The following is a 17,386-nucleotide window of genomic DNA, read 5'->3' as shown; positions in this document are numbered from 1 at the left end:
AACTAGAAGTGCTTCCAGCCTTTAAATTCGCTAATTTCTTTTTTCGAATGTTTATCACTTAAAAACACGCCTTTTTCCTCTGTAAACTGGCCGACCAGATGCCATTTCGAAAAGTGGCCATACAGATCTGGTGAAATGGCGATAAGCAACTCGTAGTCTTCGCCACCCCAAAGTACAAAATCCGTTGCGTCTTGGTGGTGCAGGCGAGCCCACTCTAAAGTGTCTGCGTGAAGAGGAAGGTTTTCTTTGAATAGAACCAGTCCTGCGTCAGCGGGAAGCATGCGCAGGCCATCGTTGATCAATCCGTCACTGCAATCCATCATTGCATGAACCTCAAAGCGTCGCTCCAGAAGGTCCGGCACTAAATCCAGACGGGGTGTGGGGCGCCGATGTTTCATCTTGGCTGCCAAGAAGCCCGGTTGATTTTTTTGTAAGGCCAATAATCCTATGTAGGAAAGCCCCAAGGGGCCGCTGCTTAAAAGAAGATCTCCGACACAGGCGCCTTTGCGCGTGAGAGGTTTTTCACAAGAACCGTGGACACTGACGTCGATAATCAGTTTATCTTCGGAAAAGGTCAGGTCACCGCCGACGATTTCACATTGTGTGTTGTCTGCTAGTTGGGCCATGCTTTTATAAAAATCGTCAAGCCAAGATTCCGTTAGTTTCTTCGGCAAGGCCAAAGACACTTGGACGAAGTGAGGTCGAGCTCCCATGGCAGAAACGTCGCTCAAATTCACGGCCAGAGCCTTGTACCCGAGGTCTTCAGCTGAACAGTAGTCGAGTCGAAAGTGGACATTTTCAACCATCATATCCTGGCAGATCACGGAATAGCCGGGAAAGTTTTTAAAGACAAAGGCGTCATCGCCCAATGGAACCACAGTGTGTTCATTAGGCCGTTGGACCCTGTGTCGGATTTTATCTATGAGTGTCCATTCTTTCGGTGTATTGCGCATGCCGTTTTCCTGGGAAGACATTGCCAAAAAATTGGCTTTATTGTGAAATAGACTAAGCAAGAGTCAAGGAGGATTCTTTGAACACGCCGAAAGTGGCTTCGCCGAAAAGAACATCTAAAAAACAGTCCACGCGCAAGCCGAAGGTTGTTGAACATCCTCTGTCATCTGAAAGTCTTTTTTCCAGTCGTGAAATTGGCTGGCTGAATTTCAATCGTCGCGTTTTGGCCGAGGCCGAAGATGCCCGCAACCCTCTTTTAGAGCGGGTGCGTTTTCTAAGTATCTCCGGCTCCAATCTGGATGAGTTTTTCATGAAACGTGTGGGCGGCTTAAAGCGCCACGTGGCTTATGGAATTTCCCCCAAGTCTGCCGATGGAAAAACGCCGCTGCATCAGTTGCAGGAGATTCGACAAGTTGTCATTCCGATGCTGCAAGATCAGGCGCAGTGCTTTAGTAAAAACCTGAAGCCTGCTCTGGAAAAAGAAGAGATCTATTTGCTTTCCTGGAAAGAACTGTCGGAAAAGGAAAAAGAACAGGTCAAAAAGTACTACCATAAAAATGTGTTCCCTGTTTTGACGCCGCTCTCGGTGGACCCGGGGCATCCTTTTCCTTTTATCTCCAATCTGTCGATTTCCTTAGGGGTGACCTTAAAGCCGCCTCATAACGAAGAAAAACTTTTCGCGCGGGTTAAAATCCCTAAGGTTTTGCCGCAGTGGATTCGTGTGGACCCCGAGTCTTCGGTGTATCGTTTTGTCAGCTTATTGGAAGTGATCAAAGAAAACTTGGCCGATCTTTTTCCATCGATGCAGGTTTTAGATGTCATGCCTTTTCGTCTGACACGAAATGCGGATTCCGATCAGGATCAGGAAGATGCCGAAGATTTGTTAGAGGCCATCGAAGAAGAACTGCGCCAACGACGTTTTGCCGAGGTGGTGCGATTAGAACACGGGCCGAAGCCAGATCCCTGGATGCTGAAGTTTCTGATGGAAGAGTTAGAGCTGACGGAAGATGATATTTACGAGTTGCCCAGTATGCTTGATTTTACGGATCTGGGTATTATCGCGGATTTGAATCGTCCTAAGTTGAAGTTTGAACCCTATACACCCGTGGTCAGTCCCGCCTTTGCCGAAGACGGCGCGGGGATTTTCAATGCGATCAAGATGTCAGATCAATTGGTGCACAATCCTTACGAGAGCTTTAAAGCCTCGGTGGAAAGTTTCATTCGCGTGGCTTCGGAGGATCCGAAGGTTCTTGCTATTAAAATGACTTTGTATCGTACCGGGGACAACAGCCCTTTCATTAAAGCTTTAATTCGCGCCGCCGAACAGGGCAAACAAGTCGTCTGCCTGGTTGAGCTGAAAGCGCGTTTTGATGAAGAGCGAAATATTTATTGGGCAACAGAGCTGGAAAATGCTGGCGTTCACGTGGTCTATGGAGTGGTGGGTTTGAAAACGCACGCGAAAACGGCTTTAGTCGTGCGGCAGGAACAAGAGGGACTGAAGTGTTACGCGCATATCGGAACGGGAAACTACAATGTCACGACGTCACGTTTTTACACGGACTTGGGACTTCTGACTGCGCGCGAAGAGATCACGAGCGACATCGTCGAATTCTTTCATTATCTGACGGGGCGTTCATTAAAGAGCAACTATCAGAATCTGTTGATTGCGCCCGTGAATATGTTCACGCGTTTTAAGGCAATGATTGAGCGCGAGGCCGAGCACGCCAAACAGGGGAAGCCCGCGCAGATCATCGCGAAGTTCAATAATTTTGAAGAAAACGACATCGCTGTTGCGCTTTATGCGGCTTCGCAAAAGGGCGTGGAAATTGACATGATCGTTCGCGGTTTCTGCTGCCTTCGTCCCGGCGTCCCCGGGATGAGTGAACGCATTCGTGTGAGCTCCATTATCGGTCGATTCTTAGAGCATTCGCGACTTTTTTACTTCCGTAACGGCGCAAAGGACCCGATCGACGGCGAGTTTTATCTGGGGTCGGCGGATTGGATGTATCGCAATCTGCATGCGCGGGTCGAAGCCATTGTGCCGATTTTGGATCGGAATTTGAAGGAAAAGTGCTGGGAGATTTTGAATCTCTGCGTGAAAGAACAACGTCAGTCTTGGCAGATGAACTCGGATGGCACCTACACACGACGCAACTCTACGGACGTGGGAATTCATCAAACTTTGATGCAAATGGCGAAAGCACGCGTTACATTGGTTGAGGAAAGTCACTCAGGGGCCGATTAACGTGGAACTTATCATCATTCGACATGCCATAGCAGTAGAGCGCGAAGAATTCAAAAAGAAAGGCTTGGAGGATCACTTGCGTCCTTTGACTTTAAAAGGCCGCAAGAAGATGCAAAAAGTCTGCGTCGATTTAAGAGATCACGTTAAAGAGCTGGATCTGATTGTTTCAAGTCCGCTCACGCGGGCTCGGCAGACGGCCGAGATCATTTCGCAAATTTATTTTGAAACCAAAGTTGTCGAAGCACCAGAACTTGTGCCTCACAGTCCTCCACAGGCCTTTTTGAAATGGCTGCGGACGCAAGTCCGCCAGCAAAAGCGTATTGCGATCGTGGGGCACGAGCCTCACTTGAGTTCTTTTGCCAGCTATATGTTGACGGGGAAAACGGAAAGTTTCATTGATCTGAAAAAAAGTGGCGTCATTGCCTTAGAGCTGGAGTCGTTTGCCCACGCAGAAGCGGGTGCCGCTCAATTACTGTATTCAATTCCGCCCAAATTTCTTATCGATTAATTTCAGTTGGATTTAGCCATATCCCAAATAAGACCGTCACGCAGACCGACGCTGGGGATAAGAATTTTTTGGGTTTCCGCCTGGCGCATGATGGTTTCCACCAACATTGCTGCCGGGACGATGACATCGGCCCGATCAGGACGCAGCTTTAACTTCTCGATGCGTTCTTTGACTTTAAGAGCGCGCAGCTTGGTGATGATCTCGGAAAGTTCTTGCAGGGTTAAAAAAGTATGAGGGCTTTTTTTCAACAGGTCCACTTTCAGCTTTCCCAGGCACTCGAGGTTTCCGCCGGTTCCAATTGCAAAGTCCACAGGGTCGTGGTCACAGTTTTTATAAATATGCTCGCCAAGGTCGGCCAAAAATTCGCCCAGGACAATATTCAGATGGCTTTCGTCGAGTTTTCTTTTGGTGAGGTTTTCTAAAACCCGCACGGTGCCCATCGGGAAAGATTTTGTTGCCATCATTTTATCACCTTTGGAAAAAGTGACTTCGACGCTTCCTCCGCCGATATCGATAAGCATGCTTTTTTTATGGTCCAGGTCGATTTCGTTGCGAACCGCCTGATGAATCAGGCGCCCTTCTTCGGCACCATCGATAATTTCAATTTTAACTCCAGAGCTGCGGAAGATTTCATCCACAAAGTGTTGTCGGTTTTTGGCTTCTCGGCAGGCACTTGTCGCCACAGCCCGGCAGCGCTGAACACCTTCTTTGTGATTGGTTTCGGCATATTGATGAAAGGCGGCTTTGGCACTTTCAATCGTGCCCGGGGTGATAAGGCCTTCCGTAAAAACATCATGGCCCAGACGAACGGCAGCCCGGAATTTTTTTACTACATGCAATGTCGGGGAGTCAGAAGAAACATCCGCAATCATCATGCGAATAGCGTTAGACCCAATATCTATGGCAGATAAACGACGTGACACAGTAAGCTTCTCCATCCTTGGCATTAGTATATAAAACTGGCAGCATAAGAGGCATGAAAAAATACAGCGGAGCCTTATTATTTTTGCTTTTTGCCTCTTTGCAGGCAAAGGCCTTGTCGGACATAGAGATCTCAGGGGAGGTCGACGTCACCGCTTCGGTTTGGCAGCTTCCTACCGGCGAGCGCGGTAACAGCGCCTTCAATGTTCCCAGCCTGTTTTTGGATCTTGAAGCGCCTTTAAAAGACGACAATTTGTTGGTTTTGACTTTGGAAGGTTCTGAGCAGGAAGTAAATTCGGAAGAGCGTTTCGAAATGCGTGTTCGTGAGGCTTATCTGGATTTAGTGAGCGAATTTTCAGGAATGCACGCCCTGCGCGTCGGGTTGATCCCGCAGACCTGGCAAGAGGCGCAATATGAGCAGTATGGTTATCGTTTTTTAGGGACGGATGCCTGGGCGCCGACAGAAAAATGGAAGTACCTGAATTATTCTGACTTGGGATTTTCCTTCATGTCGCAACTTCCTCAGGATTGGGGCGAATGGGCTTTTAATCTTGCCAATGGGGAAGGTGCTAACGAAAAAGAAAAAGGTTCTCACAAAGAAGCGGCCTTATTTGCCCGCTTCACCTTGTGGTCGCCTTTAAGTGTTTCATTTAATTACGTCCGAGGAAGTTACGACAAATATTCTGGCAGCATGGCTTTGAAAGAACGTATCCAGGCTTTGCTGGAATATCAAAAAGAGGAAAGCTGGTTGGCTGGTCTGGAGCTTTTGCTGACGAAAGATCCCGCGGATGCTTTGAGTGATTACAAAATGGCCGAAGGCGTGGACGTCACGGATTTTCTGGGCCAATCTGTCGACGGTCGTGGTGCCAGCTTTTATACCGTCATCAGTACCGGGCCTAAGGCAGAGGTTCTGCTTCGTTATGACTACTTGGATGCGCTGGCCTCTGAGGACGGCAAGGATTTGCAGACCGTCATAGTGTCTTTAGGATATCAGGTGACCGAGGATATCAAGGCGGCCTTGGCGGTCGACCACACTCGTTATGCTGAAAACTATGCGCCAGGAGTGCGGGATCGCTCCAAAGTTGAGTTGGCGGCGCAAGTTCTCTTTTAGATGTGTTAGGATTCTGTTAGAATCCAAAGAGATGCCGTGTTAAGCGGTGCTTTTATTTTGTAAATAACTATAACCAAAGCCAAGTGCTGGATTGGAATGCCATGGAAAGAGCGATTGATACTCTTATTGAAGACCTAAAAAAGATGATTCTTCTTATGGGTGGTCATGTGGAGAAATCTTTGGCCCAGGCGACGGCAGCCTTGCTGTCGAAAGACCTTTCAATGTTTGACGGCGTTCACGCCATTGAAAAACTCGTCAACGAAGATCACGTCAAGGTCGATAATGCCTGTATGCAGCTTTTAGCGAAGCAAGGTCCGGTAGCGAAGGATCTGCGTCTGATTCTATCAGTTATTAAAATTAATAACGACCTTGAAAGAATGGGCGATCAGGCAGTGAACATTTCATACACGGGCAAAGATTATTTAGGCCGCAGACCTATTCCGGCACAATTGGGCGACATTCAAAAAATGTCCGAGATTGCCGGGCGCATGGTCAAGGGTTCACTGGATAGCTTTGTTCGCGGGGACATTGAGCAAGCGAAGCAGATTTTGATGATGGATGATGAAGTCGATCATCTGAAGAACAAAGTTTTTAAAGACTGCCTGGCTCATATGAAAGCCCACTCAGAAGATGTCGAGGCGGGTTTGGATTTGATTTTAATCGCAAGAAATTTAGAGCGTTTAGGCGACCATGCAACGAACATCGCTGAAGACGTGATTTTTGCATTTACAGGTAAAGACGTGCGACACGGGGGCAAGTTTGGCTGACAATTCGATTCAAGTGCTAGTGGTGGAAGATGAGCAGGAAATCCGCGAGCTCATGGCCTTGCATCTTTTAAGACAAGGTTATCGCGTCACCGAATGTTCGTCGGCTGAAGAAGCACTGAACGAAATGAATCGCCAAAACTTTCACGTCTATGTTCTGGACTGGATGCTGCCTGGGCTTAGCGGCGTTGAAATCGTAGAAAAAATCAAAAGCCAAAATTCTCAAACTTCAGTTCTGATGGTCACGGCGAAAGCGGAACCTCAGGATATTGTGGCGGGACTGGAAAAAGGCGCGGATGACTATCTGACGAAGCCTTTTAACCCTTCTGTATTTTTGGCTCGGGTGAAGGCCCTTTTAAGAAGAACTCAAGTGGCGGCGGCCCCTGCTTCAGACCAAAATGACGTCGTGTTGTCTGGATTGCGTATTAATTTTAAAACTTATGAGATCTCCTATAATGGCGAGCCTCTTCATTTAACTCCGTCCGAATTCAAGCTTTTAGGGACTTTGGTACAGAATCAGGGTGTGGTTCTTACCCGGGAACAGTTGATTGAGAATATTCAGGGCGAAGGCATCAACGTCGTTGGACGCACTATCGACACCCACGTTTTTGGATTACGCAAGAAGTTAGGCGAGTGGGGCGATCGAATTGAGACTATCCGAGGTGTGGGTTATAGGGTTAAAGTAGATTTCGCATGAAGCGATTTGTAAGATTCCCTTGGCGCGTATATTGGAAATTCTTTTTTATTCAACTGGTGGCCTTCAATGTTCTATTTGTAGGTGTCATCTCGGTCATTGATATTCGTTATCGGGTTCGTCCCTTTGTCTATAATGAAGCCCTTTTAAATTTCTTTCTGTTCAGTTTATTCGTGGCGGCTCTGACGTCGTACCGCTTTGCGCGACCGATTCATAGGATGATCCTGAAAGCTTTAAGAATTTCCAGCAAACGCACTTACGGCGACCTTGTTGATCCTCAGGAAGATGATCTGTTGGACGATGAGGTTGACGATATTTCTGAGCTTGATGTGGCGCTGAACCACATTCATCGCAAGATGAAAAAACGCAAAGCTCAATTTCTTCAGGCGCAAGAGGAATCTCAGGCCTTCATGAGTGCGGTGGCAGAAGGCTTGGTCAGCGTCAGTCTGGATGAAAAGATTCTTTATTTCAATTCTCAGTTTGCGGCGCAGTTTATTCCGCCGAGTCTGGTGAATTCTTCGGTTCTGCGGCTTAAAGATGCGATTCGTTCGTCCGATGTGTTGGAAGGTTTTGCGAAGACAATTCAAGAGGGGAAAGTTCAGCGTTTCACTGTCAAGCTGCCCACTTTGGTGGACAATCAGCCCCGTTATTTTGCCGTTTCGGTGAATCCGATTCGCAACGAAAAAACCAAAAACATCTATGGTGTCGTGGGAATCTTTCATGACATCACCGAACTTAAAAAAGTCGAGCAGATCCGCATCGACTTTGTGGGGAATGCTTCTCACGAACTGCGCACACCGCTGACTTCCATTAAAGGTTATGTCGATACGTTGAAAGAAGATGTGCGCACAGGGCAAATTCAACAGGCAGGTAAATTTCTTGATATCGTGTCTCGCAACATCGATCGTCTGATGGATCTGGTGAACGACCTTCTCAGTCTTAGCACCTTAGAGTCCCACGCCGCGCTAAAATTGGAGTTGATCCATCCTTTGCAGATTTCCGAGCAGATTCTGGCAGAGCTGGCTGTTTTGGCGGCGGAAAAGAATATTGCGATTCGTGTGATCGGTGAAGTGCCGCCGTTTATGGCGGATGCCCATAAAGTTGAACAAGTTCTGCGCAATCTTGTTTCCAACGCCATTAAATTCATTCCGTCAGGCAAAACAGTGCAAATTCGCTGGGAAGGTGCTGGCAAAGAAACCGTAGTTTTACGTGTTATTGATGACGGGCCTGGTATCCCTCAAGAACATCTGGATCGTCTTTTTGAGCGCTTCTACCGCGTGGACAAAGGACGTACGCGAGACGCCGGGGGAACCGGTTTAGGCTTGGCAATTGTGAAGCATATTATGCAAAGCCACGGTGGGACGGTGATGGTGAAGAGCGCGCCGGATAAAGGGTGCGAGTTTATCTGCACGTTCCCTTTAAAAACCTAAGTCCTTCCCTTTGGACCCGATCTTGCCATCCACATCGGCGCGTCTTATAATGCGTCGATGCAGTCATTTTACGACCACTTTCAAAAAATCTACGGAGAACGCTGGCCGACACTTTATGAATCGCTGGTGAACAGCGAGCAGCAGGTCGCGCGCCGAAATATTTTAAGTCCCGTGGAAGATCTTTCCGTGAAAAAATGGAGCTCGTTGGCCGAAAAGCCCGAGCTTCCCGGCTGCTATTGGATTCCCGCAGGCCAGTCTTTGCAGCCGGAAAGAAACGCCGACGACCTTTTGGACGTTTACATTATGGACCCCGCAAGTGTTATGGTCGCACGCGCCCTGCAAGTTCAGCCGGGGGATCGGGTTTTAGATATGTGCGCGGCCCCTGGTGGAAAAAGTTTGGTCTTGATTGAGTCTTTGCAGGACGAGGGCGAAATCTTTTGCAATGACCTTTCGCCAGAGCGGCGGGAGCGCTTAAAAAAAGTGATTCAACAGTATGTGCCTCGCCATGTGCGGGACCGGGTGTGGGTCACGGGAAAAGACGGCGTGCAATTCGGTCTGAAGGAAGCCAACAGCTTTGATCGGATTTTGCTGGACGCCCCCTGTTCGGGAGAACGCCATATCCTGGAAAACAAGGCGGCTCAGCAAGAGTGGAGTCCGCGTCGTACCGAACACCTGGCAGCGCGGCAGTACTCGCTGTTGGCGGCAGCCCTTTTGGCGGTGAAGCCGGGCGGTCGCATCGTGTATTCAACGTGTTCCATCAGCCCCAGTGAAAATGATGAAGTGATCCGTAAGCTTTTAAAAAAGAAAAAAGACGCCGTGAAATTAGTGGAGGCGTCTTTAGGTGTCGGGGGAGAGCGCACAGACTATGGCGTAATCTATTTGCCGGACCGTTGTGGCTTCGGACCCCTTTATTTTTCCATTATCGAAAAAACTTAGTTGTCGTTCTTTTGGCGAAACTTGTGGCGGCGATATTCTTCGAGAGTCAGATACCCATACGTTTTTTTGCGGTAGATCTCGATGGTTTCGGCTTCCACATCAGCCAGAACGTCTTCCATAAAATCCAGAGGAATGTTTCCCAGCTTCATCAGTTGAAGGGTGTAAAGATGCACGACCTTATTGATAAAGTCGGGGGTCTTTTCCCGCATGTTCTTTGTTTCTTTTAGCTGGGTCTCGATAATTTTAAGCAGTAAATCTGTGTTCATACAAAACAACTATCGGATTTCCTTTTACGAACCTGAGCATCACCCATAGAAATTTGGTCCAAAGGATGTTTCAATAGACTGATGAAAGCCCTGACCCAGCAAGAATTGCAGCAATTTGTTCACTACTTCGCACCAATATTGGACGGTGCCCAGTTGCAGGATGTCCTGGTCAATGACCGAGGTCTGGCTTTGGGGTTTCGCAAGGATGTGCATTTTTGGATGATTCTGGACCTTGTGCCCAATGCCCCGATGTTGCTGCTTTTTGAGGAAGAATGTCCCTTTAAAAAGGGTCCCAAGACAAAGCCGGTCAGTCTGTTTTTAAATTCGCACGCGAAAAATCTTTATCTGACAAAGATGACGGTGCAAGAAGAGTACGGTCGGGTTGTGAAATTGGAGTTACGTAATTCCTCTTCGGATTGCGAATTGGAAGTGCGCCTGATTCCCAAACAGTGCAATCTGATCGTCAAAGCTCAGGGTAAGCAGATCGCCTGGGAAAAACCGTTGGCGCTGACGCCGCCGCCAAAGGTGGAACAGCCGCCGGTTCCCCGCTCTATTGAAGAGATTCATGAAGAGTGGTTGCAGGAACAGGGCTCGCAGAAAAAGTCGTCTTTAGATCCGGTAGCGCAGTGGGAAAAGCAAAAAGAAAAGGATCTGGCGAAAAAGCGCAAAGCCCTTTCCGAAATTCAAAAGCAAATTGAGAGTGATAAAGAAGATTTGTGGTATGAGGCGGGTCTTTATCTGAAGACGCACGGGACTTTGCAGGTGCCCGACCATCTTAAGTCATGCATCAATGAAAAAGAGTCTTTAAGCTGGAATATCGAACAGTGTTTTGCCAAGGCCAAACAACTCGCCGGGAAAAAGGACGGGGCGCGGGAAAGATTTGACGAGCTTGTCGTCGAAATTGCGCAGCTTGAAAAGTCCCGCTATCAGGACAAGGTCAAGAAGCCCGCGCTTGTGGATTTGATGCAAAAGGCAGAGGCGCGTGGCCGCAAACTGCATCTAGAAAACGGAGCCTTGGCCTATTGCGGGAAATCAGCGGCCGACAATCTTGCCCTGCTTCGACAGGCGAAAGCCTGGGATTATTGGATGCATCTTCGAGATTATCCAGGCGCGCACGCCATTATTCACCGTCAGCGCGACCAATTAATCTCGGAAAAAGAGATTCAGGAGGTGGCCGAATGGGTGGCCAAGGAGTCTCTTTCGGCGAAGACCCTGATGGTGGGGCAAAAGGTCGCTGTGGTGATTGTGGAATGCCGCTTTGTTCGCCCCATCAAGGGAGACAAGCTGGGCCGGGTGACCTATCATTCTGAAAGAACGCTGAGTTTTACCTTGCGTCATACTTAAGGCCTCTTGACTGGTTCTCTGCTGAGTCTAAAATTTCTAAAGTTCATTTTGCAGCAGAGGAGATTCACCATGATTGAAGTCAGAGATCTCACGAAGGATTACGGCCCAAGACGTGCCATCAATAAGCTCAACTTTTCCATTTCAAAAGGAGACGTTGTTGGTTTCTTAGGACCTAATGGAGCTGGAAAATCCACAACCATGAAAATCATCACGGGTTTTATGGCTCCCAGCCACGGAACGGCATCCGTTGCAGGCTATGATGTTTTCGAGAATCCACTAGAAGTTAAAAAGCGCATCGGTTATCTGCCGGAAACCCCGCCCGTGTATGGCGACATGTATGTGCGCGATTATTTGCGTTATGTGGCCGCTCTTAAGCAGGTTCCCAAAAATAAAATTGAAAGTGCCGTGGACATGGCGATCGAAAAGACGAATTTGCATGAAGTGCAAAAGCGTCTGATTCAACATCTTTCCAAAGGTTTTAAGCAACGTGTGGGCATTGCTCAGGCGATTGTCTCTGATCCTGAGGTTTTGATCCTGGATGAGCCGACTGTCGGCTTGGACCCAAAACAAGTGGCTGAGATCCGTGATCTGATCAAGGCTCTTAAGGGACAGCACACGATTATTCTTTCCACGCACATCCTTTCGGAAGTGGAAGCGACGTGTGAAAAAGTCATCATTATCAACAAAGGCCAGATCGTCGTGGAAGACAGCATTCATAATCTGGCGACGATGGAAAAAGGCCAAAGCCGTTTGCACATTCGCTTGCGCAAAGAAGTGTCGGATATGAAGTCGGTTTTGGGGGACATTCAACAAGTGGTCTCTGTCAATTCGGGAACTTCACAAAAAGAATGGAATATCGATGTCAAGGGCGGCGAGGACGTGGTGGAAGCCATTTCTTCTCGCTTGGTGACGAATGGTTATGGCTTGCTGGAACTCAGTCCTTCCAAAGTGGATCTGGAAGACGTGTTCTTGAAATTGACTTACGGAAAAGAACAAGGACGTGAAGTATGAATGGAACTTTGACAATCCTTAAAAAAGAACTCAAAGGCTTCTATGCCAACCCCACTTTTTGGGTGATTTGTTTTTTGGTCAGTTTGGTTTTTAGCTGGGTGTATCCTATTCAGTTGAACTTGTTTGCGCAGCTCTTGACCAACTACGTGATGCAACAGGGTGTCCCGTCCAATCAACTGAATATCCACTATGGAGTTTTCCTAAGGCAGCTTTCCTATTTGAATCTGCTTCTGATCTTCGTCGTGCCGGCGTTGACGATGAAACTCTTTGCGGAAGAAAAAAAGCTGCGCACGTTTGATTTGCTGTTAACCTCGCCGGTGACATCTTTGCAAATCGTCTTAGGGAAATATTTTGCGGCCCTAGGTGCGGTGTTGGGAATTGTCATTTTGGCAATGCTTTATCCTTTGGCGACCTCGACACTGGCAACAATCAACTGGATGCCCTTGATCATTGCTTTCTTTGGTATCTTCCTTGTTGGCGGAGTTTACGCAGCGATGGACTTGTTTTCGTCTTCGTTAACAGAAAACAGCATCGTTGCTTACGTGACCTCGGTGATCTTCAATGTTTCGATCTGGTTTATCGGTATTGGCGCGGAAGTCGTCGACGGTGAAATGGCGCGAAAAGTGTTTGAGCATGTTTCGTTAAGCAGCCATCTTTCAAGTTTGGTGGAAGGCACGGTTCGCACCAATGGTTTGGTCTTCTTCCTAAGCATCATTGTGTTGTTCTGCTTCCTTGCGGAACGCGTTGTTGAATCATCACGTTGGAGATAAGTATGAGCAAACTTGGTAAAATTTCATTTCTCTTTGCTGGTATTTCCCTGGTGTCTATGTCGATCACTCGTTACCTTTTGGGTGATTGGGTGCCGTTTTGCTGGTTGGCTTTAGGGTTGGCTATCTTCTTCCTGGCCTTGGGGCTGATCAAGGATCGCGTCTTCTTCAAAGAGTTCTTTGTGATGAAGACCACGAAAGAGGGCATGAGCATGGGGGTGTTGATCGTCCTGATGCTGGCGGTGCTAGCCGTGGTGAACTATTTGGGCGTCAAACACTATAAAACCTGGGACTTTTCTTCCGCGCAAGCGAACACTTTGTCTGAGCAGTCGGTGAAGCTTGTTAAATCTTTGGACTCGGATTTAAAGGTGCTTTTCTTTTACAAAAAAGGCGTAGAAGGAAACGAAGAAAACCGCCGTTTGTTCCGGGAACTCATTAAAAAGTATCAGGACCAAAGCGCCAAAGTTCAATTGGACTTTGTCGAGGTGAATGAACGTCCCGATCTTGCCAAAGACTATGGTGTCGACAAAGGCAGCGGTGTGGTGTTCTTGGACTACAAGGGTCGACGCAACCGTGTGGAAAGAATTGACGAGCAGGAGTTTACAAGCGCTCTTGTTAAGGTCACGCGCGAAAAGACGAAGACCATCTATTTCACCGTGGGACATGGCGAGAAAGACCTGAATGACGCTAAAGAGGGTTTGGGTTTGGGTTCCCTGAAGCTGATGCTGGAAAACAATCGCTACCTTGTGAAGGAACTGCCGCTGATTCAAAATCCTAAAATTCCCGAAGACGCGGCTGTGATAGTTATCGCAGGCCCGATTCAAGGTTTCCAGGCTTATGAAGTCACGGCTCTTGAAGACTACCTGAAAAAAGGCGGCAGTCTGTTTTTGGCGCTTGAATCCCAGAACCCTGCGGGACTTGAGGGTTTGGCCGCTAAGTTGGGCGTTCAACTTGAAAACAACTACGTGATGACCATCGTTGACACAGTGATGGGGCGCGGGATTAACCAAGGCCCTACGGTGGGTGGGGTGTTCTCGCAGACGAATCAAATCACAAAAAGTTTTGCGCGCAGTGAAGTCACTTTATTCCGTTATCCACAGTCTTTGAAAAAGACCAAAGTGCCTGAGACTATGATTGTGGAAGAAATAGTGAAGACGCCCGTGAACAGCATGGCTTTTCCAAGCATGAAAATCACAGGTGACGGTCCCGAGGGCAGCTTTGCCCTGGTTGACGAAGTGGTGGGACGTTTCCCTGGCACTCCGGAAGACGCGAAGTCTTTTTCCGTCATCGTCGCTGGTGATGTGGATTTTATGTCCAATCAGATGCTTTATCAAAATTTGAATCGTGATTTGGTACTCAATTCGATCGCCGCCCTGGCCAAAGAAGAGAATCTGATTAGCATCACTCCGAAAGATCCAGCGGCGACGCAGATGTTGCTGACGGAAACCAAGTTCGGTGTCTTTTTGTTCGCATTCATTATTCCCCTGCCTCTTTTGCTCTTGGGAGCAAGTGTCGGGCTGTACTTTAGAAGGAGAAACGCCTAATGAAGCTCAAAGGTCGTACGATTCTAGTTCTTTGTCTTTTGGTTTTTGGTGGTTATGCCTATTGGGATTATCTTCGCGATAAAAAGAGCGAAGAAAAGAACATGGAACAAGCCCGTCTGATGACCTTGAATTTTGAACATGTCGATTCCTTTGAGATTAAAAAAGGCGAACAAAAGATTGTCCTAAAACGCAGTGTGGATGGCTGGGAACTGAGCGAACCTTACAAGGATCTGGCGGACAATGTCGTGGCGGATGATTTCGTTAAGAATGTTTTTCCTGAGCGTGTGATCGAAGTGGCGCGCGAAGGCGGTGACATTGATTGGTCGATGTACGGCTTAGATAAGCCTTTAGCGCAAATCACCTTCAAAACCTCGGATGGTCAGGAAAATGTTTTTCAGATCTCTGACAAAAAGAATTTCGAAGACAATACCTTTGCCCGTCGCGGAAATGAAAACCGGGTGTTGGTGGTGAACTCGATTTGGCAATCGCGTGCGAATAAAACAGCATTGGATTTTCGCGACCGCCGGTTCTTTCGCCATAAAATTGCCAGCGTGGATGCAATCCAGCTTAAGAACTCGAAGGGGAGCTTCCAGTTAAAAAGAGTCGAAGGCCTGTGGCAATGGGTGGGCGCACCCAAAGACTATAAGCTGGATCAAAATAAAGTTCGTGAAGCCCTGACGGCGATTTCAGAAGCAAAGGCAGCGGATATTTTGAGAAGTGATGCCAAAATTCCCGCGGGAAAATCCTTATTCACGATGAACTTGCAGCTTGCGGAAAAATCCTGGAAGGCAGAAGTCACCCAGGCCGCAGATCTTGCGATTTATGCGAAGGTGACCGAGCCCTCATTGCAACTGAAAATGGAACCAGGTGCCTTGGACAAGTTTATTAAAATATCACCAGATGATCTTAAAGAAACTCCTCCGGCCAAACCGGAAACTAAAGAGGGTGCGGATCAGCAACAAGCCGGGGCCGGTAAGAAAGAAACAAAATAATGCAAAAGATTGTAGTCAAATCGCCGACACGCGTGGATTTAGCCGGAGGTACACTGGATTTGTGGCCTCTTTATCTGTTCATCAACGGGGCATCTACGGTGAATGTCGCGATAGATATATATACGGTGGCGGAACTGACTCCTCATGCGGATGCAAGCATTGTTCTGGAATCGGCGGATCTTAAGCTAAAAAAGAGTTATTCTAATTTAGTGGATGCTCTGTCTGACACCGATCCGCGCATGGTACTTTTGCAAACGCAGCTTCGCTATTGGATGCCGACCAAAGGCTTCACTTTGAAGACGTCTTCCGAGAGTCCCGTTGGTGGCGGCTTGGGGGGAAGTTCCAGCTTGACCATCAGTTTGATGAAAGCTTTTTCTTTATTCTGCGGCCGGCCTTTTAAAGACATTCATCAAATGGTGCATGCCGCTCACAATATCGAGGCCGAGATTTTGAACACGCCCACAGGAACGCAAGACTATTATCCTGCAGCTTCCGGGGGGATCAATGTTCTTCGTTACGGATATGACGGTATTGAACAAGATGTTTTGAAGGTGGCGCACACGCCGTTGGCTGACAAGTTTATGTTGGTGTATACGGGCAAAGCGCATCATTCAGGCCTCAACAACTTTGAAGTGATGAAAGATTCTGTGGCGAAAGACGCGACCACTCTTCAGGCTTTGCGTGACCTCAAAGTCATTGCAATAGAGACAGAGCATGCCGTGCGCTCAGGCAATTGGAATGAACTTGGCACACTTTTTAAACGGGAATTCGAAGCCCGAGTGCGCTTGGCCCCGGAGTTTTCAAGTCCTGAGATCTCAAAGCTTGCGGAAGTCTCTTTGCAGAATGGGGCCGAGGCTGTTAAAATTTGTGGAGCAGGGGGCGGCGGCTGTGTTCTAGTCTGGTGTCCTCCTGAAAAACGCAAAGGGGTCTCTCAAGCATGCCAAGAAGCCGGCTTTCAGGTGATGGACGCAAAACCCGTCGATCCACTGTAAAGAAAAAAACGACGAAGAAAGCCGCTGTAAAAAAAACGGCGGCGACCAGTGCATCGCATGCAGGTGAAGTGCATCGTTTTATTGGCATTTCGTTAGGCGGCGGGAAATCCGACAAAGCCTGCATTTCAGTTTTAGAGTACTATCCCAAGCACAAAAAAGTTTTTCTATCCCGCCTGGTCGAGAAGATTAAAAGCGATGAAGTTCACTCTGCCGATTTTAAAATTCTGGAAATCATTCAGCAGTATCATCAGGAAGTCGAAAGCGTGGCTTTCGATGTCCCTTTTAATCCACCCTTTTGCCTGAACTGTGTTCCGCATTGCCCGGGCATCGAAGGCTGTCCCGAAGAGCACGTGAAATGGATGTGGGAATACACCCGCAAGCTGCATAAAAAAAAGAAGCCGCGCAAGCTGTTTACGCCTTACACTCAGCGCTGCGTGGAGTTGTTCCTTTCCACCGAATTGGAAGAGCCTTTCAATATTCAGCACGCCATGGGCGCTAATACCGCGCCTCTTTTGGCGCGCGCGATGTTCCTGCGTCGGCGTCTTAAGATGCCTTGTCTCGAGGTGTTTCCGAAACTTTCTGTTTGGCGGGTGGGGCGCTCTTTAAATGTTATGAAAAGTCATTTGCGTTTTCATAAGCACTCCATTGGTGGTGATGAAAGTCGCCGAGAGATTCTGAATGCCCTGAGCACTCATAACGTCGCCTTCGTGTATGATCAGGACGTGAAGCTGATGATTGAAAATAACCATGCTTTCGAATCCTTCATCTGTGCGCTCACGGCCTTTCTTCAGTTCAAAGGCTTGACGGAACCTCGACCTCTGGACTTTCCTCGCCGGGAAGATTGGATCGCCTTTCCCCAGATATCCATTAAGTGGGACTCTTTTTGAAACATAATTCTTGCAATCAGGTC

General features: G+C 48.0%; 17 protein-coding genes. 14 read left to right on the top strand and 3 right to left on the bottom strand.

Annotation, left to right across the window (positions count from 1 at the left end; genetic code table 11):
- Positions 1-2 precede the first annotated feature (2 nt).
- Complete coding sequence (thiL, locus tag OM95_RS14360) at positions 3-953, bottom strand: thiamine-phosphate kinase (protein ID WP_041875221.1); 951 nt, start codon at positions 951-953, stop codon at positions 3-5.
- A gap of 77 nt (positions 954-1,030) precedes the next feature.
- Here thiL and ppk1 point away from each other — a divergent pair, with 77 nt between their 5' ends.
- Positions 1,031-3,196 carry a polyphosphate kinase 1 gene (gene ppk1, locus OM95_RS14355; RefSeq protein ID WP_041875218.1) on the top strand — a complete coding sequence of 722 codons (2,166 nt, stop codon included), beginning with the start codon at positions 1,031-1,033 and terminating at the stop codon, positions 3,194-3,196.
- A gap of 1 nt (position 3,197) precedes the next feature.
- Positions 3,198-3,704, top strand: a complete 507-nt coding sequence (sixA, locus tag OM95_RS14350) for a phosphohistidine phosphatase SixA (RefSeq protein ID WP_041875215.1) — start codon at positions 3,198-3,200, stop codon at positions 3,702-3,704.
- 2 nt (positions 3,705-3,706) lie between these two features.
- Here sixA and OM95_RS14345 read toward each other — a convergent pair whose 3' ends face one another.
- On the bottom strand, positions 3,707-4,627 hold the full coding sequence (locus tag OM95_RS14345; protein WP_041875213.1) for a hypothetical protein: 921 nt from the start codon (positions 4,625-4,627) through the stop codon (positions 3,707-3,709).
- Between the two features lie 53 nt (positions 4,628-4,680).
- Here OM95_RS14345 and OM95_RS14340 point away from each other — a divergent pair, with 53 nt between their 5' ends.
- From OM95_RS14340 to OM95_RS14320, 5 genes are all read left to right on the top strand, one after another.
- On the top strand, positions 4,681-5,736 hold the full coding sequence (locus OM95_RS14340) for a hypothetical protein (protein ID WP_041875212.1): 1,056 nt from the start codon (positions 4,681-4,683) through the stop codon (positions 5,734-5,736).
- 101 nt (positions 5,737-5,837) lie between these two features.
- On the top strand, positions 5,838-6,503 hold the full coding sequence (phoU, locus tag OM95_RS14335; protein ID WP_041875265.1) for a phosphate signaling complex protein PhoU: 666 nt from the start codon (positions 5,838-5,840) through the stop codon (positions 6,501-6,503).
- A complete protein-coding gene (locus tag OM95_RS14330; RefSeq protein WP_291516500.1) occupies positions 6,496-7,197 on the top strand; it encodes a response regulator transcription factor in 702 nt (233 codons plus the stop codon). Before phoU ends, OM95_RS14330 begins: the two co-directional genes overlap by 8 nt.
- On the top strand, positions 7,194-8,624 hold the full coding sequence (locus OM95_RS14325; RefSeq protein WP_041875210.1) for an ATP-binding protein: 1,431 nt from the start codon (positions 7,194-7,196) through the stop codon (positions 8,622-8,624). The genes OM95_RS14330 and OM95_RS14325 overlap by 4 nt, the downstream gene beginning before the upstream one ends.
- Before the next feature lie 57 nt (positions 8,625-8,681).
- Positions 8,682-9,560, top strand: coding sequence for an RsmB/NOP family class I SAM-dependent RNA methyltransferase (locus OM95_RS14320; RefSeq protein WP_041875207.1), 879 nt, complete (start codon positions 8,682-8,684; stop codon positions 9,558-9,560).
- Here the strand turns inward: OM95_RS14320 and OM95_RS14315 are convergent.
- On the bottom strand, positions 9,557-9,826 hold the full coding sequence (locus OM95_RS14315) for a hypothetical protein (RefSeq protein ID WP_041875204.1): 270 nt from the start codon (positions 9,824-9,826) through the stop codon (positions 9,557-9,559). The two genes, OM95_RS14320 and OM95_RS14315, sit on opposite strands and share 4 nt — an antisense overlap.
- A gap of 81 nt (positions 9,827-9,907) precedes the next feature.
- Between OM95_RS14315 and OM95_RS14310 the strand changes: the two genes are divergently transcribed.
- The 7 genes from OM95_RS14310 (at position 9,908) to OM95_RS14280 (ending at position 17,363) form a co-directional block, all read left to right on the top strand.
- A complete protein-coding gene (locus tag OM95_RS14310; RefSeq protein WP_041875201.1) occupies positions 9,908-11,170 on the top strand; it encodes a DUF814 domain-containing protein in 1,263 nt (420 codons plus the stop codon).
- A 69-nt stretch (positions 11,171-11,239) separates the two neighbouring features.
- Positions 11,240-12,181 (top strand): ATP-binding cassette domain-containing protein, encoded by a 942-nt coding sequence (locus tag OM95_RS14305; protein WP_041875198.1) that lies wholly within the window; start codon positions 11,240-11,242, stop codon positions 12,179-12,181.
- On the top strand, positions 12,178-12,951 hold the full coding sequence (locus tag OM95_RS14300) for an ABC transporter permease subunit (RefSeq protein WP_041875195.1): 774 nt from the start codon (positions 12,178-12,180) through the stop codon (positions 12,949-12,951). The genes OM95_RS14305 and OM95_RS14300 overlap by 4 nt, the downstream gene beginning before the upstream one ends.
- Positions 12,952-12,953: 2 nt before the next feature.
- Positions 12,954-14,492, top strand: a complete 1,539-nt coding sequence (locus OM95_RS14295; protein WP_041875192.1) for a Gldg family protein — start codon at positions 12,954-12,956, stop codon at positions 14,490-14,492.
- The gene (locus OM95_RS14290; RefSeq protein ID WP_041875190.1) at positions 14,492-15,484 is read left to right on the top strand and encodes a DUF4340 domain-containing protein; all 993 of its coding nucleotides are present in this window, start codon (positions 14,492-14,494) and stop codon (positions 15,482-15,484) included. Before OM95_RS14295 ends, OM95_RS14290 begins: the two co-directional genes overlap by 1 nt.
- Positions 15,484-16,476, top strand: a complete 993-nt coding sequence (locus OM95_RS14285) for a galactokinase (protein WP_041875188.1) — start codon at positions 15,484-15,486, stop codon at positions 16,474-16,476. Before OM95_RS14290 ends, OM95_RS14285 begins: the two co-directional genes overlap by 1 nt.
- On the top strand, positions 16,422-17,363 hold the full coding sequence (locus tag OM95_RS14280) for a DUF429 domain-containing protein (protein ID WP_041875185.1): 942 nt from the start codon (positions 16,422-16,424) through the stop codon (positions 17,361-17,363). The genes OM95_RS14285 and OM95_RS14280 overlap by 55 nt, the downstream gene beginning before the upstream one ends.
- Positions 17,364-17,386 lie beyond the last annotated feature (23 nt).

The sequence above is a fragment of the Bdellovibrio sp. ArHS genome, assembly GCF_000786105.1.
GTDB lineage: Bacteria > Bdellovibrionota > Bdellovibrionia > Bdellovibrionales > Bdellovibrionaceae > Bdellovibrio.
Note: the sequence above shows the minus strand (reverse complement) of the source record. Positions and strands in the feature narration are given on the sequence as shown.

Excerpts from the sequence above, each read along its gene's own strand:
- OM95_RS14315 (WP_041875204.1), bottom strand. The coding sequence starts at position 9,826 with ATGAACACAGATTTACTGCTTAAAATTATCGAGACCCAGCTAAAAGAA.
- OM95_RS14300 (WP_041875195.1), top strand. The coding sequence starts at position 12,178 with ATGAATGGAACTTTGACAATCCTTAAAAAAGAACTCAAAGGCTTCTAT.
- OM95_RS14295 (WP_041875192.1), top strand. The coding sequence starts at position 12,954 with ATGAGCAAACTTGGTAAAATTTCATTTCTCTTTGCTGGTATTTCCCTG.
- OM95_RS14310 (WP_041875201.1), top strand. The coding sequence starts at position 9,908 with ATGAAAGCCCTGACCCAGCAAGAATTGCAGCAATTTGTTCACTACTTC.
- OM95_RS14325 (WP_041875210.1), top strand. The coding sequence starts at position 7,194 with ATGAAGCGATTTGTAAGATTCCCTTGGCGCGTATATTGGAAATTCTTT.
- OM95_RS14290 (WP_041875190.1), top strand. The coding sequence starts at position 14,492 with ATGAAGCTCAAAGGTCGTACGATTCTAGTTCTTTGTCTTTTGGTTTTT.
- OM95_RS14285 (WP_041875188.1), top strand. The coding sequence starts at position 15,484 with ATGCAAAAGATTGTAGTCAAATCGCCGACACGCGTGGATTTAGCCGGA.
- OM95_RS14320 (WP_041875207.1), top strand. The coding sequence starts at position 8,682 with ATGCAGTCATTTTACGACCACTTTCAAAAAATCTACGGAGAACGCTGG.
- thiL (WP_041875221.1), bottom strand. The coding sequence starts at position 953 with ATGCGCAATACACCGAAAGAATGGACACTCATAGATAAAATCCGACAC.
- OM95_RS14340 (WP_041875212.1), top strand. The coding sequence starts at position 4,681 with ATGAAAAAATACAGCGGAGCCTTATTATTTTTGCTTTTTGCCTCTTTG.
- phoU (WP_041875265.1), top strand. The coding sequence starts at position 5,838 with ATGGAAAGAGCGATTGATACTCTTATTGAAGACCTAAAAAAGATGATT.
- OM95_RS14305 (WP_041875198.1), top strand. The coding sequence starts at position 11,240 with ATGATTGAAGTCAGAGATCTCACGAAGGATTACGGCCCAAGACGTGCC.
- OM95_RS14280 (WP_041875185.1), top strand. The coding sequence starts at position 16,422 with ATGCCAAGAAGCCGGCTTTCAGGTGATGGACGCAAAACCCGTCGATCC.